Origin of the sequence: Mesorhizobium sp. WSM4307 (genome assembly GCF_007003945.1) — a bacterium.
Classification (GTDB): Bacteria; Pseudomonadota; Alphaproteobacteria; order Rhizobiales; family Rhizobiaceae; genus Mesorhizobium.
This window is the reverse complement of record NZ_VFTB01000004.1, coordinates 474781-496989: the sequence shown is the minus strand read 5'-3', so window position 1 is coordinate 496989 and position 22209 is coordinate 474781. Positions and strand designations below refer to the sequence as shown.

General features: G+C 63.9%; 21 protein-coding genes and 1 pseudogene. 11 read left to right on the top strand and 11 right to left on the bottom strand.

The features are described 5' to 3' along the window. Positions 1-218: 218 nt before the first annotated feature. From FJV83_RS12425 to FJV83_RS12415, 3 genes are read left to right on the top strand one after another with little or no spacing between them, the layout of a single operon-like run. Positions 219-1166: an ABC transporter permease gene (locus FJV83_RS12425; protein WP_142885307.1), complete on the top strand. Its 948-nt coding sequence runs from the start codon at positions 219-221 to the stop codon at positions 1164-1166. Further along, positions 1163-2032 (top strand): ABC transporter permease, encoded by an 870-nt coding sequence (locus tag FJV83_RS12420; RefSeq protein WP_142885306.1) that lies wholly within the window; start codon positions 1163-1165, stop codon positions 2030-2032. The genes FJV83_RS12425 and FJV83_RS12420 overlap by 4 nt, the downstream gene beginning before the upstream one ends. Continuing rightward, positions 2029-3651, top strand: coding sequence for a dipeptide ABC transporter ATP-binding protein (locus tag FJV83_RS12415; RefSeq protein WP_142885305.1), 1623 nt, complete (start codon positions 2029-2031; stop codon positions 3649-3651). Before FJV83_RS12420 ends, FJV83_RS12415 begins: the two co-directional genes overlap by 4 nt. Before the next feature lie 14 nt (positions 3652-3665). On the opposite strand, the gene FJV83_RS12410 is transcribed toward FJV83_RS12415, so the two are convergent. Further along, positions 3666-4097 (bottom strand): TerB family tellurite resistance protein, encoded by a 432-nt coding sequence (locus FJV83_RS12410; RefSeq protein ID WP_027046940.1) that lies wholly within the window; start codon positions 4095-4097, stop codon positions 3666-3668. Between the two features lie 134 nt (positions 4098-4231). Here FJV83_RS12410 and FJV83_RS12405 point away from each other — a divergent pair, with 134 nt between their 5' ends. From FJV83_RS12405 to FJV83_RS12390, 4 genes are all read left to right on the top strand, one after another. Beyond that, positions 4232-5017, top strand: coding sequence for a TSUP family transporter (locus FJV83_RS12405; RefSeq protein WP_095787450.1), 786 nt, complete (start codon positions 4232-4234; stop codon positions 5015-5017). 51 nt (positions 5018-5068) lie between these two features. Next, positions 5069-5239, top strand: a complete 171-nt coding sequence (locus FJV83_RS12400; RefSeq protein ID WP_142885304.1) for a hypothetical protein — start codon at positions 5069-5071, stop codon at positions 5237-5239. Positions 5240-5340: 101 nt separating this feature from the next. Beyond that, a complete protein-coding gene (locus FJV83_RS12395; protein ID WP_095787576.1) occupies positions 5341-6171 on the top strand; it encodes an AraC family transcriptional regulator in 831 nt (276 codons plus the stop codon). A gap of 72 nt (positions 6172-6243) precedes the next feature. Further along, positions 6244-6663 (top strand): VOC family protein, encoded by a 420-nt coding sequence (locus FJV83_RS12390; RefSeq protein ID WP_095772923.1) that lies wholly within the window; start codon positions 6244-6246, stop codon positions 6661-6663. A gap of 3 nt (positions 6664-6666) precedes the next feature. On the opposite strand, the gene FJV83_RS12385 is transcribed toward FJV83_RS12390, so the two are convergent. Then, on the bottom strand, positions 6667-8142 hold the full coding sequence (locus FJV83_RS12385; protein ID WP_095772924.1) for a cobyric acid synthase: 1476 nt from the start codon (positions 8140-8142) through the stop codon (positions 6667-6669). Beyond that, complete coding sequence (locus FJV83_RS12380) at positions 8142-8756, bottom strand: dimethylsulfonioproprionate lyase family protein (RefSeq protein ID WP_142885303.1); 615 nt, start codon at positions 8754-8756, stop codon at positions 8142-8144. Before FJV83_RS12380 ends, FJV83_RS12385 begins: the two co-directional genes overlap by 1 nt. 142 nt (positions 8757-8898) lie before the next feature. Between FJV83_RS12380 and FJV83_RS12375 the strand changes: the two genes are divergently transcribed. From FJV83_RS12375 to mmsB, 3 genes are read left to right on the top strand one after another with little or no spacing between them, the layout of a single operon-like run. Then, positions 8899-10065: an isobutyryl-CoA dehydrogenase gene (locus FJV83_RS12375; protein WP_095772926.1), complete on the top strand. Its 1167-nt coding sequence runs from the start codon at positions 8899-8901 to the stop codon at positions 10063-10065. A 21-nt stretch (positions 10066-10086) separates the two neighbouring features. Continuing rightward, positions 10087-10455, top strand: a complete 369-nt coding sequence (locus FJV83_RS12370) for a four helix bundle protein (protein WP_095772927.1) — start codon at positions 10087-10089, stop codon at positions 10453-10455. 50 nt (positions 10456-10505) lie between these two features. Next, complete coding sequence (mmsB, locus tag FJV83_RS12365; protein WP_142878237.1) at positions 10506-11390, top strand: 3-hydroxyisobutyrate dehydrogenase; 885 nt, start codon at positions 10506-10508, stop codon at positions 11388-11390. 282 nt (positions 11391-11672) lie between these two features. On the opposite strand, the gene FJV83_RS12360 is transcribed toward mmsB, so the two are convergent. The 8 genes and pseudogenes from FJV83_RS12360 to FJV83_RS12325 form a co-directional block, all read right to left on the bottom strand. Next, positions 11673-12317: a cytochrome c oxidase assembly factor Coa1 family protein gene (locus tag FJV83_RS12360; RefSeq protein WP_095772929.1), complete on the bottom strand. Its 645-nt coding sequence runs from the start codon at positions 12315-12317 to the stop codon at positions 11673-11675. Positions 12318-12401: 84 nt separating this feature from the next. Beyond that, positions 12402-12707 (bottom strand): hypothetical protein, encoded by a 306-nt coding sequence (locus FJV83_RS12355; RefSeq protein WP_245318123.1) that lies wholly within the window; start codon positions 12705-12707, stop codon positions 12402-12404. Between the two features lie 197 nt (positions 12708-12904). After that, on the bottom strand, positions 12905-14284 hold the full coding sequence (locus tag FJV83_RS12350; protein WP_095772931.1) for an aspartate aminotransferase family protein: 1380 nt from the start codon (positions 14282-14284) through the stop codon (positions 12905-12907). A gap of 50 nt (positions 14285-14334) precedes the next feature. Continuing rightward, positions 14335-14460, bottom strand: a complete 126-nt coding sequence (locus FJV83_RS12345) for a capsid protein (RefSeq protein WP_095772932.1) — start codon at positions 14458-14460, stop codon at positions 14335-14337. Between the two features lie 67 nt (positions 14461-14527). Beyond that, positions 14528-16591 carry a prolyl oligopeptidase family protein gene (locus tag FJV83_RS12340; protein ID WP_095772933.1) on the bottom strand — a complete coding sequence of 688 codons (2064 nt, stop codon included), beginning with the start codon at positions 16589-16591 and terminating at the stop codon, positions 14528-14530. Between the two features lie 78 nt (positions 16592-16669). Further along, entirely contained in the window at positions 16670-17797 is a 1128-nt protein-coding gene (locus FJV83_RS12335; RefSeq protein WP_245433484.1) for an MFS transporter, read from the bottom strand. Between the two features lie 155 nt (positions 17798-17952). Continuing rightward, positions 17953-18262 (bottom strand): annotated as a pseudogene (locus tag FJV83_RS12330) (MFS transporter); the annotation flags it as partial. A 59-nt stretch (positions 18263-18321) separates the two neighbouring features. Continuing rightward, complete coding sequence (locus FJV83_RS12325; protein ID WP_142885302.1) at positions 18322-20229, bottom strand: phospholipase D-like domain-containing protein; 1908 nt, start codon at positions 20227-20229, stop codon at positions 18322-18324. 270 nt (positions 20230-20499) lie between these two features. Between FJV83_RS12325 and FJV83_RS12320 the strand changes: the two genes are divergently transcribed. Next, the gene (locus FJV83_RS12320; RefSeq protein WP_142885344.1) at positions 20500-22077 is read left to right on the top strand and encodes a trimethylamine methyltransferase family protein; all 1578 of its coding nucleotides are present in this window, start codon (positions 20500-20502) and stop codon (positions 22075-22077) included. The last annotated feature ends 132 nt before the right edge of the window (positions 22078-22209 follow it).

The following is a 22209-nucleotide window of genomic DNA, read 5'->3' as shown; positions in this document are numbered from 1 at the left end:
GCTGCGACTGTGCAGACCCTGGGATCCATTCCGTGACTTACGAGCGCCCTCGCGGTGCAGAATCTGGGAGACGTTGCAGTGGAAACAGTGAGGCGCGAGGCTGGTTCTGGACCGTCGCGCTGTTCGACCTCTGTTACGGAATGGATCCTGGGGTCTACGCGACGGAGCTTCGCTCCTGCTTCGCCCCAGGACGACGACACCTCTGTCGTCCCGTGTCCATGACTGCCTACCTCCTCAAGCGCCTCGCCATCTCGCTTGCCACGCTGGTGCTGGCCTCCATCGTGGTGTTCGCCGTGCTGGAAATCCTGCCGGGCGACCCGGCGCGACTGATGCTGGGCATGAACGCCAGCGCCGACCAGGTCGAACTCTTGCGCAACCAGATGGGCCTGAATGCGCCCCTGCTCTTGCGCTACCTGCACTGGGCCGGCGGCCTGCTCAGCCTCGATTTCGGCCGCTCCTACACCTATTCGGTGCCGGTCATCGATCTCGTGCGTGAACGGCTTGCCGTCTCGCTGCCGCTGGCGCTGATCGCGCTTGCACTCTCCACGATCATCGCCATTCCGGTCGGCCTGTTTTCCGCCAGCCGGCGCGGCCGGGCCGGCGACACGATTTCAATGGGCGCAGCCCAGTTTGGCGTCGCCGTGCCCAATTTCTGGTTCGCGCTGATGCTGATCTATGTCTTCGCCGTCTGGCTGCGGCTGGTGCCGGCCGGCGGCTTTCCCGGCTGGAGCGCCGGCATATGGCCAGCGCTGAAATCGCTGCTGCTGCCGGCGGTGGCGCTTGCCTTGCCGCAGGCGGCGATCCTGGCGCGCGTCACCCGCTCGGCACTGATCGAGGTGCTGAACGAGGACTATATCCGCACCGCCCGCGCCAAGGGCCTGCCCTACCGCGCCGTGCTGTGGCGGCATGCATTGCGCAACGCCATGATCCCGGTCCTGACCATTCTTGGCCTGCAATTCGCCTTCCTGCTCGCCGGCACCATCATCATCGAGAATGTTTTTTATCTGCCTGGTCTCGGCCGGCTGGTGTTCCAGGCGATCACCCAGCGCGACCTGATCGTCGTCGAAAGCGTCGTCATGTTGCTGGTCGCCGCCGTCATTGCCGTCAACCTCGTCGTCGACCTTTCCTACGCGGTCGTCGATCCACGCCTGAGAAGCCGGCAATGACCCGGCACATCGACATCCCCGAGGAGACGCTCAGCGGCATCCTGGCCAAGGCGTTCCGGAACACGGCTTTCGTCGCCGGCTTCGTCATCACAGTGCTGATCCTGGTGATGGCTGTCATCAGCTACCTCTGGACGCCTTACGATGTGACGAAGCTGATCATAGCCGACAAGACGCAAGGCCCCTCGCTGGCGCATTGGTTCGGCACCGACCATTTCGGCCGCGACATCCTGTCGATGATCATGGTCGGTGCCCGCAATTCGATCGCCGTGGCGCTGGTCGCGGTCGGCATCGGCATGGGTGTCGGCGTGCCGCTCGGCGCTTTTGCCGCCGCGCGCGGCGGCCTCGTCGACGAGGCGCTGATGCGCGTCAACGATCTCGTGTTCGCCTTTCCCGCGCCGCTGTCGGCCATCATGATAACAGCCATCTTCGGGCCGGGCGCCGTCAACGCCATCATCGCCATCGGCATCTTCAACATCCCGGTCTTTGCCCGCGTCGCCCGCGCCGGCGCGCTGGCGATCTGGCCGCGCGAGTTCATCCTGGCCGCGCGCGCCGCGGGAAAAAGCAGCACGCAGATATCGATCGAACATGTGCTGCCCAACATCGCCACGCTGCTCCTGGTGCAAGGCACCATCCAGTTCGCGCTGGGCATCCTCGCCGAAGCCGGGCTTTCCTATCTCGGCCTCGGCGCGCAGCCGCCAATGCCGAGCTGGGGCCGCATGCTGTTCGACGCCCAGACGCGCATGGTGGTGGCGCCGTGGATGGCGATCTTCCCCGGCATGGCGATCGTCATCACCGTGCTCGGCCTGAATCTCCTGGGCGACGGCATCGCCGACATTCTCGACCCGAAATCGCGGCGGCAGCGATGAGCCTGCTGGAAATCGACAGTCTGTCGCTGACCATCGGCGACACGCAGATCCTGAAGGGGATGGAGCTTTCCGTCGCCCCCGGCGAGGTGATGGGGCTGGTCGGCGAATCCGGCTCCGGCAAGTCGATGACCGCGCTGACGGCGATGCGGCTTTTACCGCATGCAGCGCGCGCCACCGGGCGCGTCACCTTCGACGGCATCGACATCCTGGCGGCAACCGAGGACCAGATGTGCGCGCTGCGCGGCGACGACATCGGCATGGTGTTCCAGGAGCCGATGACAGCTCTCAATCCAGTGAAGACCATCGGCGAGCAGGTCGCCGAAGGCATACGCTGGCATACCAAGGTCACACGCGCGGCGGCTGAAGAGCGGGCGCGAAAAATGCTCGACCGCGTTGGCCTGCCGCAAGCGAAATTCCCGCTGTCGCGCTATCCGCACGAACTCTCCGGTGGCCAGCGCCAGCGCGTCGTCATCGCCATCGCATGCGCGCTGAAGCCGAAGCTCTTGATTGCCGACGAGCCGACGACGGCGCTCGACGTGGTGCTGCAGGCGCAGATCCTCGGCCTCCTGCGCGACCTTGTCGCGGAGAGCCGCATGGGTCTGCTCCTGATCTCGCACGACCTCGCCGTGGTGACCGAGATGGCCGATCGCATCACCATCCTGCGCCGCGGCGAGGTGATGGAGGCCGGCGACACCGCCCGCACGCTGTCCGAACAGCTCCACCCCTACACACGCCAGCTGGCGCAGGCCTCGATGCATGTGCCGGCACGCGCCAGAACGCACGATACAAGTCAGGGCAAGCCCCTGATCCAGGTCGAAGGCGTGACCCGCGACTACCCCGGGCGGCGCAGTTCCCTGCTCAAACGGGCAGCCCCTATCCGCGCCGTCGACGATGTCTCGCTGTCGATGCAGCCGGGCCAGTCGGTGGCGCTGGTCGGCCGCTCCGGCTGCGGCAAGTCAACACTCGCCCGCATGATCCTGGCATTGGATCGACCGAGTTCGGGCACGATCCGGTTTCGCGGCGAGACCATTACCGGCAAGAGCGAAGTCGAGCTAAAACCCGCCAGGCGCGACATGCAGGTTGTCTTCCAGGACCCATACGGCTCCTTCGATCCGCGCCAGAAGGTCGAGAAACTGGTTGCCGAGCCGCTGCACGTGCTGGAGAAAAAACCGACGCGCGCCGAGCGCCGCGAGATGGTTGCACATGCGCTGCACGAGGTCGGCCTCGACCAGCGCGACATGGATAAATACCCGCACGAATTTTCCGGCGGCCAGCGCCAGCGCCTGTCGATCGCCCGCGCTATCATCACCCGCCCCAAGCTGGTCGTCGCTGACGAGCCGGTCTCGGCGCTCGATGTCTCGATCCGCGCGCAAATCCTCGATCTGTTCGCCGAGCTCAATCAAAAACTCGGTATCGCCTATCTCTTCATCACCCATGACCTGACTGTCGCCCGCGCCATCACGGACGAGGTGCTGGTGATGCATGACGGCAAGATCGTCGAGCGTGGCAAGACGACCGAGGTGCTCGATCATCCGCAATCAGAAGCGGCACAGGCGCTCGTCGCTGCCGCGCCGGACCTGCATCGGGCGATCGCCCGGAAGATGCAAGAGCAAGGCTGAGCGGGTGAAAGAACCTACTCTTCCGGCTTCACCACATCGACCGGGCTGATGTCGAGCAGGTCGAGCGTGCGGCGCAAGAGGCGCACCTCGCTCTCGGCCAGTTGCGAATCCGCCTTGGCGATCTCAGCCATGTGCTGGGCCAATTGCTTGCGCCGTTCGACATCGAGGTCGCGAAACAGCGCGATCGCCTGCGAGCCATTGGTCTCGTAGCCGAACTCGTTGAGATATTCGATGACGGCGTCGATGCTGGTTTCCTGGATGCCGAAGGCGTCCTTGCAGATCCGCCGGAAGGCAACCATCTCGCTCTCGCTGACCGTCCCGTCGGCCAGGATCATACGGAAAAGCATCAGCAGCTCCGCCGACAGGACAGGATCGTCGGCAACCTTGCGCACGCCCGGGTCGCCGTCGAAGATGGAGCGTATCTGGTCCAGCAATGCGAATGCCATCAGGGTCTCTTTCCGGGTTAACCAAATCCAAGCGCATTGCGCTTGGATAGAGGTAGCGCGGAATCGGCCTTGCGCAAACAGGGCTGTCGTGGTCGAACGCGTTATCCCGCCGACCGGACGCCTCCTCACATCAGATGATCGATCTCACCACCCAGACAATCGTCATGCTCGCCTTCGCCGCCTTTGCGGCGGGCTTTGTCGATTCTATTGCCGGCGGCGGTGGGCTGATCACCATTCCGGCGCTTTTGCTTGCCGGCTTCTCGCCGGTCGAAGCGCTTGGGACCAACAAGCTGCAAGGCATGTTCGGCTCCGGCTCGGCGACCATCCACTATGCCTCCAAGGGCCATGTCGATCTTCGCCGGCAATTGCCGTCGGCGCTGCTGGCGGCTGCAGGCGGTGTCATTGGGGCCTTGCTGGCCACCATCGTTCCGGGCGATCTCCTGCGCGCCCTGCTGCCCCTGGTGCTGATCGCCATCGCCCTCTATTTCGCGCTCAAGCCCAACATGAACGATGTCGACCGGGCCGAGCGCCTGTCGCCATTCCTGTTCGGACTGACCCTGGTGCCGGCGATCGGCTTCTATGACGGCCTGTTCGGTCCGGGCGCCGGCTCCTTCTATATGCTGGCCTTCGTCGCCCTTGCCGGCTACGGCGTGCTCAAGGCGACGGCGCACACCAAGCTGCTCAACTTCGCTTCCAACATCGGCGGCTTCATCGTCTTCGCCGCTGTCGGCGTCATCTCCTGGAAGATCGGCCTGATGATGGGCGTTGCCCAGTTCCTCGGTGCCCGCGTCGGCGCGAGCCTCGCCATGCGCATCGGCGCCAGACTGATCAAGCCGCTGCTGGTGATCGTCTGCCTGGCGCTGGCCGTAAAGCTGCTGGCCGATCCGGCCAACCCGCTGCGTGTCCTGATTGGTGTGTGATCACGCGCCTGTTACTATGGCGCTGTTCGAATCATGTTGGAGGAGCCACACATGAATCTCAGCGCGCCTACCCAGATCGTTTTCATCATTTCCCTGGTCATCGCCATCATCGGCATTCTCGCCGCGCTTGGCCTTCTTGCGTTCATCCCGCTCGCATCGGTGTGGATAGTTCTCGTTGCCTACATCGTGCTCGCCGCCGGCTGCCTGATGCGCGGCGCCTGACAGGTTTCCCTTGAAGTGGGGACGGAGAGCGCCCGGCCAAAAGCCGGGCGCTTTTGATTCCGGCCGACGGCTGATAGATTTGTCCCGGCGGAAGGATGGCCATGCCGATCGAGATGCAGCGCCGGGAGGAACAGGACCGCTCCGTCGCAGGGCGCTTCGAGATGCGCCGGCGTCTTCCTGATCCGGCGCTTGACGGCATCGTCACCGATATTTGTGGCTATCGCGAAACAGCGGCAGGCCATTTCCGCAATGTCGAATACGCATCACTGACCGTGCCGCTGGTGATCAGCTTCGCCGAGCCTTTCGCCATCGGCCTCGGCAGGACGCCTGGCGACAATGACCGCTTCGCCAGTTTCGCCGCCGGGCTTTTTGCCGGACCGGTGATGATCGAATCCTTCGGCGCCGCCTGCTGCATCCAGGTCAACTTCACGCCGCTTGGAGCGCGCCGTTTCTTCCGCTTGCCGATGAGCGAACTCACCGACACTATGGTCGTCCTCGACGACGTGCTGGGCGCCGAGGGGACGGCACTGCGCGAACGGCTCGGCAATGCGTCGGACTGGGCATCGCGTTTCGACCTTGCAGAAACCTTCGTCACCGCCCGGCTTGAGCGCGCCGCCGAAACGCCGCTGGAAATCGCCTGGGCGTATGACCGCATCATCGCTTCCGGCGGCCGGGTCCGCATTTCCTCCATCGCCGAAAAACTGGGCTGGAGCCGAAAGCATCTCGCCGGCAGCTTTTCCAATGCGATCGGCATCGGTCCGAAGACACTGTCGCGCATCGTCCGCTTCAACCGGGCGCTCGGCCTGTCACGGCGGCAGACCGCCGATTGGGCCGATATCGCCGCCGATTGCGGCTATGCCGACCAGGCGCACATGGTGCGCGAATTCCGCGACCTTGCAGGCGACGCGCCGACGGCGCTCTCGGTCAGGTAACATTTCTTCAAGACGCTGGACCGGCCATGGAACAGAGTGGGTTATCGGCCAACTCAGATCAAGAAGGTTCCCATGCCCACCGCCACTGAAGCCCCTCGCCTCTACCCTGCCTTGCGTTACAAAAACGCGGCGAAAATGATCGACTGGCTCTGCGAAGCCTTCGGCTTCAGCGTCCGTGCCCGCTATGGTGAGGGCGATGTCGTGCACCATGCCGAGCTGGTCTTCGGCACCTCGATGATCATGCTGGGCAGCGCGCGCGATGACGATTACGGCAAGATGGTCGGCGAACCCGGCACCGGTGGCGGCAAGTCGATCTATATCGCCGTCGATGATGCCGATGCCGCCTATGCCAGGGCCAGGAAAGCCGGCGCCACGATCATCCAGGAACTGACCGAGCGCGATTATGGCAGCCGCGAATTCATCTGCCGTGATCCGGAAGGCAATGTCTGGTCGTTTGGCACCTACTGGCCGAAGGCCGGGGAAAGGGCATAGGTCCTACCTAGCCAGCGAAAAAATCGCGTCGCAGTCGAGATGGGTCTCCAACTCGGCCGCGACGTCGTCCAGCGCCCGCTCGACTTCGGCGCGGTAGTCGATGCCGCCGCCCTTGATGCCGAGGCTTTCGAGGAATTTTCCGCGAAAGGCGTCGGCACCGAACAGACCGTGCATATAGGTGCCTGACACCTTGCCGTCGGCCGAGATCGCACCGTCGGCAACGCCATTGATGATCGCCGACGGCCGCATCGTGTCCGGGCCGGTGGTGCGGCCGAGATGGATTTCGTAGCCTTCGAGCGGCAGGTCGAACTGGACCGAATGCGCGCTGACATTGCGCACCGTCTTCTCCGGTTCCATCACCGTTTCGATATCGAGCAGGCCAAGCCCTTCGGCCTCGGTGATGCTGCCTTCGATGCCGTCGGGATCGCGCACCCTGCGGCCAAGCATCTGAAAGCCGCCGCAAATGCCGACGACATGGCCGCCGCGCTTGCGATGCGCGGCAAGATCCCGGTCCCAGCCATTCTCGCGGAATTTCAGGAGATCGCCGATCGTCGATTTGGAGCCGGGAATGACCACCAGCCCGGCATCGGCCGGCAGCGGTTTCCCAGGCGGCACGAACACCACCTCGACCTGCGGTTCGGCCTTGAGCGGGTCGAGGTCGTCGAAATTGGCGATGCGGCCAAGCATCGGCACCGCTATTTTAAGCGCCCGCGCCTCGCCTGATGCCAGCCGCTCGAGCACCACCGAATCCTCCGACGGCAGCCGCGCCGCCGCCTTCAGCCACGGCACGACGCCAAAACAGCGCCAGCCGGTGAATTTCTCGATCGCCTTCAAACCGTCATCGAACAGCGAAACATCGCCCCGGAACTTGTTGATGAGATAGCCGACGATCATGCGCCGGTCCTCTTCCGGCAGGATCAGATGCGTGCCGGCGACCGAGGCGATGACACCGCCCCGATCGATGTCGCCGACCAGCACAACCGGCACGTCGGCACGCGTGGCAAAGCCCATATTGGCGATATCGCGGCTGCGGAGGTTGATTTCGGCCGGCGAGCCCGCGCCCTCGACGATGACCAGATCGGCGCCCTCGCCGACCTTGCCCCAGGAGTCGAGTACGGCATCCATCAGCTTGGCCTTCAGCGCCTGGTAGTCGCGCGCGCGCGCCTCACCGAACACCTTGCCCTGCACGATGACTTGGGCGCCGACATCGGTCTGCGGTTTCAACAGCACCGGGTTCATGTGGACCGATGGTGCCACGCCGCAAGCGATCGCCTGCAGCCACTGCGCGCGGCCGATCTCGCCGCCGCCATGGTTGTTGTCGCCCGGAATATCCGCGACGGCGGCGTTGTTCGACATGTTCTGCGGCTTGAACGGCCGCACCTTCAGGCCACGCTTCTTCGCGGCGCGGCACAGGCCGGCGACCAGCACCGTCTTGCCGACATCCGAACCGGTGCCTTGCAGCATGATTGCCCTGGCCATCAGATTCGGCCCTGCGTGGCGGGTCCAGTGATAGTGGATTTCTGCGCCAGTGGTCCGCCGCGCCAGATGTAGAGCGCCAAAAGCGGTTCGGTGCCGGTTCGCATGGCGTGGTTGACATTCGAGGCGTGGTGGACGACCTCGCCCGCCTCCCGCACTCGAAAACCGCCCTCGCCCATGCGCCATTCCGTGCCGCCCGTCAGCGGAATGTAGATCTCCTCGGCGACGTGATGATGGTCGGGATAGACAATGTCTGGCCCAAGGATCAGCAGGCCGGCGGCCACTTCGTCATTGGCGAAAAGGCCGCGCGTACCGAACACTTCCAGCCAGCCATAATTGTCGATGAAGGCCTTGCTGAAATCCGCCTCGGTGTAGGTCTGCCCCCAGTGCAATCCGTTGTGATGCTCCGCCAGCCATTGCACCAATGGTTTGGCGGCAGGAGGCGCCAGTTCGGCGGCACGGTCGAGATGGCGCAGGCAACTGATCCTATGCGGCTCCAGCGCGCGGGCCGGCATGTCCCAGCCGATGCGGGCCACGGCGTCGCGCACCAGGGCATTGTTCACAGAAGTGAGATAGGCGTGGAATTGCCGAAGCAGCTCATCGAATTTTGTCGTCACATCTCGCTCCGGACATGCATTGGTGCACAGCCGCTCCGCGGAGGCTCGGGTTGCGCGGCGGCATCATTGGTCTAGATTGATGCGCGCGCAAAGCCAAAAACGACAGGCCAGCGGGCCAGCTGGCATATAGGGAGAGAACGCCATGGACGCCGCGGTCGATGCGAGCACCAGCCAGTTCGAACTCAACGAGGAACAGCGCGCCATCCAGGAGATGGCGCAGGCGTTCGCCGCCGACCGCGTCGCGCCGAATGCGCTCGACTGGGATCGCAGGAAGCATTTCCCGGCCGATGTGATCCGCGAGACCGGGCCGCTCGGCCTCGGCGGCATCTATGTCAGGGACGATGTCGGCGGCTCCGCGCTCGGCCGCCTCGACGCCGTGCTGATCTTCGAGGCGTTGTCACATGCCGACCCGGGCTTTTCGTCCTTCATCTCGATCCACAATATGGTGGCCTCGATGATCGACCGCTTCGGCGATGAGGAGCAGCGCCAGCGCTTCCTGCCGAAGCTCACCTCGATGGAATGGCTGGCGAGCTATTGCCTGACCGAGCCGGGCTCCGGATCGGATGCCGCGGCGCTCAAGACGCGCGCGGTCAAGAGCGGCGGCGACTATGTCCTCAACGGCGCCAAACAATTCATCTCGGGCGCCGGCGACAGCGATGTCTATGCCGTCATGGTGCGCACGGGCGCCGACGGGCCGAAAGGCATCTCCACCATCGTCGTACCGAAAGATGCGCCTGGCCTCTCCTTCGGCGCCAACGAGCACAAGATGGGCTGGCACATGCAGTCGACCCGCCAGGTCATCTTCGAGGACTGCAAGGTGCCGGCGGAAAACCTCTTGTCGGGCGAAGGCGCCGGCTTCGGCATCGCCATGGCCGGGCTCGATGGCGGCCGGCTGAACATCGCCGCCTGTTCGCTGGGCGGCGCCCAGTCGGCGCTCGACAAGGCGCTGTCCTACACCGCCGAGCGCAAGGCCTTCGGCTCGAAGATCAACCAGTTCCAGGCGCTGCAGTTCAGGCTGGCGGACATGGAGACCGAGCTGCAGGCAGCGCGCATCTTCCTCTATGCCGCCGCCTCCAAGCTCGACCGCAAAGCGCCGGACGCCGGCAAATGGTCTGCCATGGCCAAGCGTTTCGTCACCGACACCGGCTTCAACGTCGCCAACGATGCGCTGCAACTGCTCGGCGGCTACGGCTATCTGCACGATTACGGCGTCGAGAAATTGGTGCGGGACCTGCGCGTCCACCAGATCCTCGAAGGCACCAACGAGATCATGCGCGTCATTATCGCGCGCGCGTTGATCGGACGATAGGCAGTAGGCAGTAGGCAAGAGATGACCGGCAAGATCAATTCTTACAAGGATCTTATCGTTTGGCAGCAGGCAATGGATCTGGCCGTCGCCACCTACTCCTTGACCAAGACATGGCCAAAAGAAGAAATGTATGGCCTGACCAGCCAAATCCGCCGCTCTGCAACCTCTATCCCTGCCAACATCGCTGAGGGCTACGGCCGCGACAACAGAGGCTCCTATCAGCAATTTCTCGGGATAGCCCAAGGCTCACTGAAGGAGTTCGAGACACACCTCCAGATCGCTGAACGCATTGGCCTCGCCACGCATGATCAGGCTCATCAGATGCTATTGGCGACCGAGGGTCTTGGAAAAATGCTTCGCCAACTCATTATCAAACTTGCCCCAGAATAAAGTCCCTACTGCCTACTGCCTACTGCCTTACCCAACCACGGAGCGTCACAATGACCACAATCGCCTTCATCGGCCTCGGCAACATGGGCAATCCGATGGCCGCCAATCTGGTAAAGGCCGGGCATGCGGTTCTAGGCTTCGATCTCATGCCGGAGAACCTTACGGTCGCAAGGGAGCATGGCGTGACGGTGATGGCCAACGCCATCGCGGCAGTCAAAGATGCCGATGTCGTCATCACCATGCTCCCTGCCGGCAAGCACGTGCTGTCGGTCTATGAAGACATCGCGCCCAAGGCAAAAAAAGGCGCGCTGTTCATTGATTCCTCGACCATCGACGTCGAGTCGGCGCGCAAGGCGCATGCGATTGCCGCCAAACACGGCCTGCTCTCCATCGACGCGCCCGTCTCGGGCGGCACCGGCGGTGCGGCGGCCGGCACGCTGACCTTCATGGCCGGCGGCTCCACCGATGCCTTCGCCGCAGCCGAGCCGATCCTGAAGCCGATGGCCGGGCGCATCGTCCATTGCGGCGGCGACGGTGCCGGCCAGGCGGCGAAAATCTGCAACAATATGATCCTCGGCATTTCGATGATCGGCGTCGCCGAGGCCTTCGTGCTGGCCGAAAAGCTCGGCCTGTCGCATCAGGCGCTGTTCGACGTCGCCTCGACCTCTTCGGGCCAATGCTGGTCCTTGACCACCTACTGCCCGGTGCCCGGTCCGGTGCCCACTTCACCCGCCAACAGGGATTACAAGCCGGGCTTCGCCGCTGCCCTTATGCTGAAAGACCTGAAATTGTCCCAGGAAGCCGCACTGAGCGCGGGCGCGGTGACCCCACTTGGCGCCGAGGCGGCACAGCTCTACGCCCTGTTCAACGCCCAGGGGTACGGCGGCGCCGATTTCTCCGGCATAATTAATTTTCTCAGGGGCAACCCAGCGTAACCAGCGGATTTGATGGGTTTGTTCCAGATCAACCCGGCAGAAGAACCGCAAATTTAGATTTGCTTAAGCTCTCGATAACTCTGCGGTAACGATGTCCCTATAAAACGGACTGCGAGGCGGACATATCGCATCCGCCCGGCGCTCCGGATCAGGTCTCGCGTACCGGAGCCCGTAAGTTTCGCCAAGTGTTTGCGTAGCGAAACGCCATGCGTATCTGGCAAAGCCGCGTTCCCGATGGAGCGCGGTTTTTGCATTTCTGCCGCACCCACTTCTCCCCGATGTCTATATTCCGATCGCCGCGTTCGGGATTGGCACATGATCTTCGTTGGTCAGCACAATCGGCGCGTCCACTCCATCGACCCTGACCACAAGCAGGCGGATGCTCCACGTGCCGGCATTGCGGACCAGATGGGATAACACGGTGGCTTTGCCCTTGGCGCCGTGGACGGGAATGCTGAACTGGGCGTCGCCCGTGCCGTTCGCACTGACGTTGAGATGGCCGCCGACCCAGAAATTGTCGGTCACGTCGTCGCCAATGGCAGCCTTGACGCGGGTATCGGAACGCACGGCGTCCATGGTCATGTGGTAAGCGTCGCTGCCTTTGAACATGAAGGGGATGCTGCCGACCGCCGTCGCACAACCCCCGATACTGAGCACCCAGACAGCCAGGCCGGCTATTGCCCAGTTGCGCTGCGTCTTGCGGAACTGCTCCGCGTCGCGCCAGGCCCGGTTCTGCCAGGCCCAGCGGCTGCCGCGTGCTCCGAGCACGAAGATCATGACGAGGTTGACGACCGGGATCAGTGCCAGCAGCGCGATGAAGGTGCTGTTGCCGATGCCCCAGATCCAGTTGAGGAAGAACGCGCCCCAATTCCAGCGGTCGAGCTCGGCCGGGATTTCAGCCGGCTGGTTGAGCGGTTGTCCGGCCATGATGTCCCCCATCGGTGCTTATACCGATTGGTTCTAGACCATGATTTCGACAATGCGCAAAATCAAAGTTCCGCAGGGTCTATTTCAAGCCTTTGACGACAGCCGGCGAAAATTCGCCTTCACCGCGCGGCTGGCGGGCTTGAGCGCGGCGCTGATCGACCGTTCCGCCGCGACGCCGTTGAACAGCGACGGCGTGCGACCGGAAAGGAGTTCCGGCCAGAATCGCGATGCCGATTGCAGGAAGGACATTTGCGCCGCGAACGCGCCCTCGGCGATTGCCGCGGTCTTCTCGTTCACCGCACGCGCGGTTTCGGTGCTCCAGGGCTGGCTGCTGCCGCTGTCCATCGCCATCAACGGCAGGCGCATCATCGCCACCAGCGGCGCCAGCATCAGGTCAGCGCCGATGCTGGCTGCTTCTTGCGCGCGTCGGCTCTTGCCGGTTTTTGTCATGGAAATGAACCCCTTGTCGCGGCCGGATGGCTGCTGCCGGACACACTACGCGCGGAGGATAACGTTTGTTCCCCATCGGGCAGCATGTTTCTCGAGGCCGGGCGTTCCCCTGAAGAAACGCCCGGTCGAGGTTCGCCTTACCGCTTGCGCAGATCGGCCTGCGCCAGATCCAGCGCCTTGCGGATCCGCTCGCAGGCCATGTCGATCGTGTCGCGGGTCCAGATCAGCGGCGGCGACAGGATCATCGTGTCGCCGGTGGCGCGCAGCATCATGCCGTTGGCGATGGCATGGTCGCGCACCGTCACCGCGGCACTTCCCGACGGCAGGAACCGTTCCTTGGTCGCCTTGTCCTTGACGATCTCGATCGCGCCCATCAGCCCGATCGAGCGTACCTCGCCGACCAGATCATGCCCGGCGATACGCTCCTGCAGCGCCTTGGCGAAATAAGGCCCAGTTTCGTTCCTGACACGATCGACCAGGCCTTCCTGCTCGATGATCTCGAGGTTCTTCAAGGCCACCGCGCAGGCCACGGGGTGGCCGGAATATGTGTAACCATGGTTGAACTCGCCGCCCTTCTCGACCAGCGTCGAGGTGATGCGGTCGCCGACCAGCAGCGCCGACAGCGGTTGATATCCCGAGGTCAGCGCCTTGGCGGTGGTGATGGTGTCCGGTTCGATGCCGAAGGTCTGTGCCGCGAACCATTCGCCGGTGCGGCCATAGCCGGTGATGACCTCGTCCAGCATCAGCAGCACATCGTATTTGCGGCAGATGCGCTGCACCTCAGGCCAGTAGCTCGCCGGCGGGATCTTGACGCCGCCCGCACCCATTACCGGCTCGCCGATGAAGGCCGCGACCTTGTCGGCCCCGGCCTCGAGGATGGCGTCCTCGACCGATTTGGCCGCGCGCAGGCCGAAATCATGGTCGCTCTCGCCCGGCAGCGCCAGCTCATAGGCATAGGGCATCATCACATGCACGATGTTGGGCACCGCTCCGTTGAGCTGCTTGTGCATGGCGTCCATGCCGCCGAGCGAGGTGCCGGCGATGGTCGAGCCGTGATAGGCCATCTTGCGCGAGATGACGCGGTTCTTCTCGGGCTTGCCCTCGATCACCCAGTAGTGACGGACAAGACGCAAGGCGGTGTCGTTGGCTTCCGAGCCGGAGGAGCCGTAGAACACCTGGTTGACGTTCTTCGGGGCGATCTCGGCCAGCTTCTTGGACAACAGCACCGGCGTCGGCGTCGAGCATTTGAAGAAGGAATTGTAGTAAGGCAGTTCCTTCATCTGGGCGTAGGCGGCCTCGGCCAGTTCGTCGCGGCCATAGCCGATGTTGACGCACCACAGGCCGGCCATGCCGTCGAGCAGTTCCACCCCTTCGGAATCGTAGATGAACGGGCCATTGGCGCGGGTGATGATGCGCGAACCCGCCTCACGCAATTCCTTGTGGTCGGTGAAGGGATGGAGGTGATGCGCGGCGTCGATCTGCTGAAGCTGCTTCAGCGAATAATTCTGATAGGTCATGTCTGGATCTTTCCTCTGGATTCAGTCCGGTTGGCGCCGGGGCGAATGCATCAGAGGGCGGCGGGTGGCGAATAACCGATGCGGGCGCACAGCCGCAAAAGCTCCGCACGCAGCGTGCGCGGTGACGGTGTCACCGCGACCCCGAACGTGCAGACAAAGGTCATAGCAGGAGCCATGCCAGGCACCTTAGAGCAAAGGCTGGCCGAGGTGAACCACCCTTTGCCTGGCCCATGACGGATACTTCTAAGCCTTGGCGCTCAGTGCCCGCTGCAGGAAGACATATTTCATCGCCGTCTGCGCCGCCTGCGGCCGGCGGTCGCCCCGCCCGCCATGGCCGCCTTCGGTCTCCTCGAAGAACAGTGTCCTGTCGTGGCCGGCCTCCTGCAGGCGAGCCGCCATCTTGCGCGCATGGCCGGGATGGACGCGGTCGTCGGCGGTCGAGGTCGTCAGCAGCACCGGCGGATAGGCGGCACCCGCCTTGACGTGCTGGTAGGGCGAATAGGCGGCCAGCCACCTGGCATCCTCCGGCTTCGACGGATCGCCATACTCGGCCATCCATGAGGCGCCGGGCGGCAATTCGGTGTAGCGCAGCATGTCGAGCAGCGGCACCTCGATGATGACGGCGCCGAAGAGTTCCGGGCGCTGCGTCAGCGAAACGCCGGTCAGCAGGCCGCCATTCGAGCCACCCTGGATGCCGAGCGAGCCTGCCGTCGCGATGCCGCGCCTGACGACGTCCTCGGCCACCGCGGCAAAATCGTCAAAACCGTTCTGGCGATTGCCTTTCAGCGCCGCCTGATGCCAGGCCGGGCCGAACTCGCCGCCGCCGCGAATGCAGGCCTGCACATAGGCATTGCCCTTCTCCAGCCACAGCCTGCCGCGCACGCCGGCATAGCCGGGCAAGAGCGGCACTTCGAAGCCGCCATAGCCGTAGAGCAGCGTCGGCACCGGTCCTTTCTGGTCGCGCCGCCGGACGACGAAGTATGGGATCATCGTGCCGTCCTTCGAGCGCGCCTCGAACTGTTCCGAGATCAGCGGCGCGGCATCGAAGCGCGCCGGCTGCGACTTCACCGTGGCGAGCGTCTCGCCATCGTCATCCGACCAGATGATCGAGCTTGGCGTCAGGAAATCGGTGAAGGAGAAGGACACGCTGGAGCCGAAGTGCTCGGCATGGCTGATGCCGACAGTGCCGTTCTCAGGCAACGCGACCGGCTTCAGAGACCAGGCGCCATTCTTGCGCTCGCAAACGAGAACCTTGCCGCGCACATTGTCCATCAGGCTGATGAACAGCCGGTCCTGCGTTCTGGCGAGCCCGGCGATGGACACGCGATGCGCCGGCGCCAGCAGGGTTTCGATGGTGCCCAAGCCGCCGGTTTCGATCCAGTGGGCGAAATCGAGCGAATAGAGCCCGTCCGGTTGGCACAGCGTGCCGTCCGGCGCCGTCCAGGGCGTGCGCACCCCGAACACCAGCTGGTCCTTGAAAAGCGATGTGTCGGTGGCGTCGTCGGGCAGCGGAATGCGCCTGTTCTCACCGGACGGGAGATGCAGGAAACTGTGCGATGCGAAGAAATTGATTGCCCGCGCCAGAAACACGTGACGCTTGTCGCCGTCGAACTCGACGCCCGCGCCGGCGGCGAGATCGTCTTTCTGCGCCTCGAAAATGGGTGTTGCGTCTTCGAGGCTGGTGCCGCGCTTCCAGAGCTTGATCACACGCGGATAGCCGGACTCGGTCTTGTCGGATTCCTCGAAGGCCGCCGAGACGATGACCGTGTCCTTGTCCAGCCAGCCGAAACCCGACTTGGAAGCCGGCGCACGGAACCCGCCCTCGATGAACGATCTGGTTTCAATGTCGAATTCGCGCATCTCGCTGGCGTCGCCGCCGTCCGGCGACATCGAGAGCAGGCAGCGGCTGAAGTCCGGATAGAGCCGGCTGGCGCCGCTGAACACCCATTTTATCCCCTCCTTCGCCGCGAGCTGGTCGAAATCGATGATCGTTTCCCAGACCGGGTTCTCGGTCTTGTAGGAAGCGACCGTCGTGCGGCGCCACAGGCCGAGCGCATTGGTCTTGTCCTGCCAGAAATTGTAGACATGGCCGGCGATTGCCGCGCCGACGGCGATGTTGTCCTCGGCCGTCATCAGGTCGAGTGCCGTCTGGAACGACGCCTGATACGAAGGATCGCCTTGCAATTCCCCAATCGCGATCTCGTTCTGGCCATGCACCCAGTCGAGCGACTGTTTGCTGGTCCTGTCCTCCAGCCAGAGGAAGGGGTCCGCGGTATCGGCTTCTGGCTTGGCGATGGGCTTGGTCATGGAATCTCCAAATAGGCAACGCTTGGGCATGCAACATCGACATGCCGCGTCCGATATTCAAGAGTTGCTGCCAAGGATTTAGGCCTTGCCGCGACCGGGGAGGCTCGCGACCGCCAGGGCCAGGCACATGAAGCAAAGCGTGATCGGCAGGCCTCTCGCGCCCAGTATATTCATGGCGCTGCCAGCCAGCGGCGGCACGGCTATGCCGCCGACGCCCCACATCAGCGAGAAGGCGGCGTTGCCGGCGACCAGGGTCGAGCCGGTGAAACGCTCGCCAAGCTCGATGATCGACATCGTGTAGATGCCATAGGAGACCGCGCCCCAGACGAAGATCATCGGCCAGATCAGCGGCGTTTCGATGAGAAGCGGCAGCAACACGCATCCGAGCACGGTCAAGGAAACACAGGCAAGCCGAACCAGGCGTGCGGTCAGCCTCTCCGCCAGCAGGCCGAGCGGCACCTGCATGGCAATGTTGCCGGCGATCATCATCGACAGCAGCGCCGACATGCGGGCTTCCGCGATACCATAGTGGTTACCATAGACCGGCAGCAAGGCCAGCGCCCCCTGTTCGAACCCCGCGGCCACGATGACCGCCAACAGAAGCAGCCAGGCCATCGGTACGAAGCCCAGAACGGAAACCCGATGCCCGGCCTCGTCCACCTTCGGCAGGCGCGGCAGCACCGACGCCAGGCACATGCCGCATAGCACGAAGGCGCAAATACCGACGAGGAAGGGCGGCCATCCCTGCGTACCGACGGCGAGCAGGCAGAGCGGGCCGGCCGCGAAGCCGGCCGAAATGATCGTCGAATAGACGCCCATGATGCGCCCGCGCCTGGCCGGCGGCGCAAGGGCAATTACCCAGATTTCGCTCAAGACATAGAGCGGATTGGTCACCACGCCGATCAGGAAGCGCAGCGGAAACCACAGATAGACATTCTGCGTCCAGCCGATCAGCGCCAGCACGACGGCCGAGAGCGCGGCGCAAGTAAGCGCCGTGCGCCCCGCCCCGAACCGCCGTGCCAGCCCCGGGATCAGCGGCGACGAGACGATGAAGCCGATCGGCGTCATCGCAGCCGACAGGCCGATCATCGCCGGCGAGACGCCCTGGCGCTGCAGGATGAAGCTCAGCAGCGGATAGGACAGGCCCTGCGCGATGGCGAACACCGAGACGGTCGCGATCACGCCGGTGATCGCCGCCCATTGCATTCCTTCGCCAGTTTTCGAAGCCGACGCGGCCATGGTCCTACCGTTGGTACCCGGCAGGATTAACGGTTCGGCCAGACAGCGGTAAGCCCCGCCGGCGGAAAGCGCTTGCTCCAGCCAGATCGATGTCAGGAGGCTCGACGTTGCGAGGAGCGGTACTAGGCGAAGACGACCAGAATCGCATCGAGAGCGGCGATCACCACGGGCAGGCCCAGCGGGCCGATGCCTTGCATCAGCAGGCCGGCACTTGGCGGGCCGACAATGCCGCCAACGCCCCACAGCAGGGCGAAGGCCGCATTGCCGGTGACGAGCAGCGTGCCCTTGAAGCGGCTGCCGAGTTCGACCAATGCCATCGTATATACGCCGTAGCCGACCGCGCCCACCACCAGCAACACCGCCCCAGATCAACGGCATGGTGAGCAGCAGCGGCAGCAGCGCCGCGCAGATTGCCGTCGCCACCGCGCAGGCGCGGCCCTGGCCGAGCGGCCGCGGACTGGAATGAATGGCAGATCCCCGGCCCGGCGGCACTACGGGAAATAGCGGGCAATCGCGCCCTTCTTGCCGTCGGCGTATGGCGTCAACCACTTGTCGTCGATATTGAGCCCGTCGTCGTCGGAAGGCCCCTTGCCGATTGTCCTGCGCCAGGCGCGGAATTTGTAGTGGTCGAACACGTCAAGCATGTGCACGGCATAGGCGGTCGCGAAAGTCTTGTCGCCCTCGACGATCACCATGTTCTCGTCATTCTCGTAGGACGCCTTGTAACCGAGATTGTGGCTGCCGGTGATGACGGTGGCGTTGTCTTCCATCGGATCGATGATGACGATCTTGTCGTGCACGATCGCATGGCCGACGGTCAGCACCTCCGCCTGGAAGTCGCGGGCGATCGTGGCGCCGGTCAGGTTTGCCGCACGCACGATGGAGACGTTCGGCGCTTCCCAGACCTTCTCCGGATAGACGAACGGCGCCTTGCCGTCCTTGTTCGACTTGTGGGTGACCGGATCCTTGGTCGGCGCGACATAGTTGGGCATGGCGGTTTCGTCAGAGATCGCGCCCTGCACGATCAGGTTCGGATCGGCCTTGGCCGCCGCCACGGCCTGGTCGACGATCGAGTTGTCGCCGAGCAGCGAGGGATTGAACACCAGGAACAGCACCGCCCGCTTCGCCGCTTTGATGCGGGCAAACACATCCGCGAGGTCGACCGGCCGCACGGAGATGTCCTTCTTGTTGCGGTCAGGGTCGTTGGGCGAAAACCAGACCGTCATGCCGTCCAGCGCTGCGGTGGCGCCGTTGAGCGGATTGGGCATGTGGTTCTCCCCGCGGAACGGCACGCCTTGTGTCTGCGCGACACGACCGGCCGCACTTTCCGAGGCCGGGGGCGGAAAGACGTCTGCCTTCATGCGCTGCCAATAGGCGTCGAAGATCTCGGCCATCGCCGGATCGTCGCGGATGAAGGCGTTGTTGGACTGTCCGCAGATACCGGTCGACGTCCAGTTGGTGCTGCCGGTCATCACTGCTTGCGGCTTGCCGTGGGCATCGCGGTAGACGGCAAATTTGTTGTGGCCGATGTGGTTGTTGTTGAACAGGCGGTCCGTCACCACGACGCCCGCGTCATGCAGGCGCTTCCTGTATGGCGCATTGCCGGCATCCCAGGCCTTGGTCTCGTCGTCCCTGCCCGAATTGGAAAGGATGACCTCGACGGCGTCCTTGGCGGCGATGATGGCATCGCACAGCTCGTCGTCACCGAGTTCATAGAGCGCGAGCCTGACGGTGCCGCCTTCGGTCTTGGCCCGCTTCAGGAGGCTGGTCAGCACGTCGGGAACATCGCCATGCAGATAGGCCCGTATCTTGCTCGTCGGGTCCTGCAGCACTGCCCTGATCTTGTCGCGCTGCCCGACCTTGATGCCGGCCTCCTGCAGCGCATGCGACATCCATTGCGTCGACAGCACGCCATTGGTGAAGGCAACCCGCGCCTTGCCGAACATCTGACCCAGATAGATCGGCGGGCTGACCGCACCCTTGCCGAGATAACCGAGCGGGCGCGCCGTGCCGGTGTAGGCGGGTTTGCCGTCGACGATCTGATCAGGGCGCACCGGCACCGCATCGAGGCCTGGCTTCATGTCGCCGACCGGGCGCACCCGGTAGGCGATCATTTCGCCGTCCAGCCTGACGTCAATGCTGTCGCGCCGGCGCCGCACGGTGAGATCGCGCCAGAATGTCTTCTGCACCGGCCAGACGCCGGTATCCTGCGGGATCCAGTCCTTGTTCCTCTGCCCCTTGAAGGGCACCCAGGAGGCCAGGCAGCGCTCCTCGCCTGTACCGGGATAGAGGCGCACGATCTCGAAACCGAGGCAGCCCGGGATCATCCCGTCTATGTCCCAGGAAAGGAACGCGACTTCGTTGTTTGTCGCGGCACGCACTTTGACGACGTCAGGCATGGCTGTCCCTCCAGAGACACTCGGCGCGCAAGTATGTCAGAAGTAGCGAGTATGTCAGAAGTAAAAGACGATACTGTAACGTACGACCCGTCGATATCCATCGCGCTCGGCACTCGTCGGGCGCGACGCTGTGGACCGGGCAATGTCGCAGCCATGCGGCTGCCGTTCAGGCATGTCGCTTCCCTCGCCCTAGTGGTCGCCGCCTCCGCAATGGCTGGCGGGTCGCCGGTCCATTATGCCGGCCGCTATTCGCATCCTACGAGGACCATCATGACCGCCGCCCTAAACCCCTTGGAACCGGCTCTGGCACCCGACCGTGCCCGCCGTGGCGGCCGCGCCGGAAAGCGCGCTGGAGGCTCGGCCGCCTTCGAGCAACCGGCTTTCCGCCAGTTGAAAAACCCGCTGGCGCCGACCAGGCTGGTGTCGGAAGACGAGCTGGAATCGATCCACCTCGCCTCCTTGCGCGTACTCAAGGAAATCGGTGTCGACGTCCTGCACGACGAAGCCCGTCGCATCATGCAGGCGCATGGCGCCGATGTGCGCGAAGGTTCGGAGCGCGTACGCTTCGACAGCGACATGATCCTCGAACTCGTCTCGCACTGCCCGTCGGAATTCACCATCCATGCCCGCAACCCTGCGCATAATGTGCGCTTTGGCGGCGACAATCTGATCATCTCGATGATGGCGTCGGCGCCCAACTGCTCCGACATCGACCGCGGGCGCCGGCCCGGCAACCAAGCCGACTACCGCAATTTCCTGCGCCTGGCGCAGATGCACAACATCCTGAATTGCACCGGCGGCTATCCGGTAGAACCGACCGATATCCATCCGTCGGTGCGCCACCTCGAATGCATCCGCGACCTCGCCACGCTGACCGACAAGGTGTTCCACATTTATTCGCTCGGCAAGGAGCGCAATGTCGATGGCATCGAGATCGCCAGGATCGCGCGCGGCATCAGCCACGAGCAACTGCTCGAGGAGCCGTCCGTCTTCACCATCATCAACACCAATTCGCCGCTCAAGCTCGACGTGCCGATGATGGAAGGCATCATCCAGATGTCGAGCAAGGGCCAGGTCGTTGTCGTCACGCCCTTCACCCTGTCGGGCGCCATGGCGCCGGTCACCATTGCCGGCGCGCTGGTGCAGCAGAATGCCGAGGCGCTGTCCGGCATCGCCTTTGCCCAGATGGTACGCAAGGGAGCACCCGTCGGCTATGGCGGCTTCACCTCCAATGTCGACATGAAGTCAGGCTCACCGGCCTTCGGCACGCCCGAATATATGAAGGCGCAGCTTGTCGGCGGCCAGCTTGCCCGCCGCTACAACATCCCCTACCGCACCTCCAACACCTGCGCCGCCAACACGGTCGACGCGCAGGCGGCCTATGAGAGCGTGTTCTCGCTATGGGGCGCCATCCAGGGCGGCGGCAATCTGATGATGCATGCCGCCGGCTGGCTCGAGGGCGGCCTGCGCTGCTCCTACGAGAAGACCATTCTCGACATCGACCTGTTGCAGATGGTGGCCGAATTCCTCACCCCGCTCGACCTGTCCGACGAGGCGCTCGGCTTCGACGCCATCCAGTCGGTTGGCCCCGGCGGCCATTTCTTCGGCACCCAGCACACGCAGGACCGCTACAAGACCGCCTTCTATTCGCCCATCATTTCCGACTGGCGCAATTTCGAGACCTGGGCGGAAGCCGGCTCGCCGACGGCGCTCGAAAAGGCCAACAAGGTCTGGAAGGAACGACTGGCGTCCTATGAAGAACCCTACATGGATCCGGCGATCCGCGAAGAACTCAACGACTTCGTCCAGAAGCGCACAGCCGAAGGCGGCGCGCCGACCGATTTTTGATCAATGTTGTTGATGAACAGTCGACCCCCACTCCGTCGAGCTGCGCTCGACACCTCTCCCCCGATCGACGGGGGAGAGGAAGGGCGCGAGCGTGCCCCGGATGGCTCCCTTCCTCTCCCTCCGGAGGGGGGA

What these genes read in the sequence shown, in the direction of transcription:
- FJV83_RS12425 (WP_142885307.1), top strand. Translation starts at nt 219, where the DNA reads ATGACTGCCTACCTCCTCAAGCGCCTCGCCATCTCGCTTGCCACGCTG.
- FJV83_RS12420 (WP_142885306.1), top strand. Translation starts at nt 1,163, where the DNA reads ATGACCCGGCACATCGACATCCCCGAGGAGACGCTCAGCGGCATCCTG.
- FJV83_RS12415 (WP_142885305.1), top strand. Translation starts at nt 2,029, where the DNA reads ATGAGCCTGCTGGAAATCGACAGTCTGTCGCTGACCATCGGCGACACG.
- FJV83_RS12410 (WP_027046940.1), bottom strand. Translation starts at nt 4,097, where the DNA reads ATGGCATTCGCATTGCTGGACCAGATACGCTCCATCTTCGACGGCGAC.
- FJV83_RS12405 (WP_095787450.1), top strand. Translation starts at nt 4,232, where the DNA reads ATGATCGATCTCACCACCCAGACAATCGTCATGCTCGCCTTCGCCGCC.
- FJV83_RS12400 (WP_142885304.1), top strand. Translation starts at nt 5,069, where the DNA reads ATGAATCTCAGCGCGCCTACCCAGATCGTTTTCATCATTTCCCTGGTC.
- FJV83_RS12395 (WP_095787576.1), top strand. Translation starts at nt 5,341, where the DNA reads ATGCCGATCGAGATGCAGCGCCGGGAGGAACAGGACCGCTCCGTCGCA.
- FJV83_RS12390 (WP_095772923.1), top strand. Translation starts at nt 6,244, where the DNA reads ATGCCCACCGCCACTGAAGCCCCTCGCCTCTACCCTGCCTTGCGTTAC.
- FJV83_RS12385 (WP_095772924.1), bottom strand. Translation starts at nt 8,142, where the DNA reads ATGGCCAGGGCAATCATGCTGCAAGGCACCGGTTCGGATGTCGGCAAG.
- FJV83_RS12375 (WP_095772926.1), top strand. Translation starts at nt 8,899, where the DNA reads ATGGACGCCGCGGTCGATGCGAGCACCAGCCAGTTCGAACTCAACGAG.
- FJV83_RS12370 (WP_095772927.1), top strand. Translation starts at nt 10,087, where the DNA reads ATGACCGGCAAGATCAATTCTTACAAGGATCTTATCGTTTGGCAGCAG.
- mmsB (WP_142878237.1), top strand. Translation starts at nt 10,506, where the DNA reads ATGACCACAATCGCCTTCATCGGCCTCGGCAACATGGGCAATCCGATG.
- FJV83_RS12360 (WP_095772929.1), bottom strand. Translation starts at nt 12,317, where the DNA reads ATGGCCGGACAACCGCTCAACCAGCCGGCTGAAATCCCGGCCGAGCTC.
- FJV83_RS12355 (WP_245318123.1), bottom strand. Translation starts at nt 12,707, where the DNA reads ATGCTGGCGCCGCTGGTGGCGATGATGCGCCTGCCGTTGATGGCGATG.
- FJV83_RS12350 (WP_095772931.1), bottom strand. Translation starts at nt 14,284, where the DNA reads ATGACCTATCAGAATTATTCGCTGAAGCAGCTTCAGCAGATCGACGCC.
- FJV83_RS12345 (WP_095772932.1), bottom strand. Translation starts at nt 14,460, where the DNA reads ATGGCTCCTGCTATGACCTTTGTCTGCACGTTCGGGGTCGCGGTGACA.
- FJV83_RS12340 (WP_095772933.1), bottom strand. Translation starts at nt 16,591, where the DNA reads ATGACCAAGCCCATCGCCAAGCCAGAAGCCGATACCGCGGACCCCTTC.
- FJV83_RS12335 (WP_245433484.1), bottom strand. Translation starts at nt 17,797, where the DNA reads ATGCAATGGGCGGCGATCACCGGCGTGATCGCGACCGTCTCGGTGTTC.
- FJV83_RS12325 (WP_142885302.1), bottom strand. Translation starts at nt 20,229, where the DNA reads ATGCCTGACGTCGTCAAAGTGCGTGCCGCGACAAACAACGAAGTCGCG.
- FJV83_RS12320 (WP_142885344.1), top strand. Translation starts at nt 20,500, where the DNA reads ATGACCGCCGCCCTAAACCCCTTGGAACCGGCTCTGGCACCCGACCGT.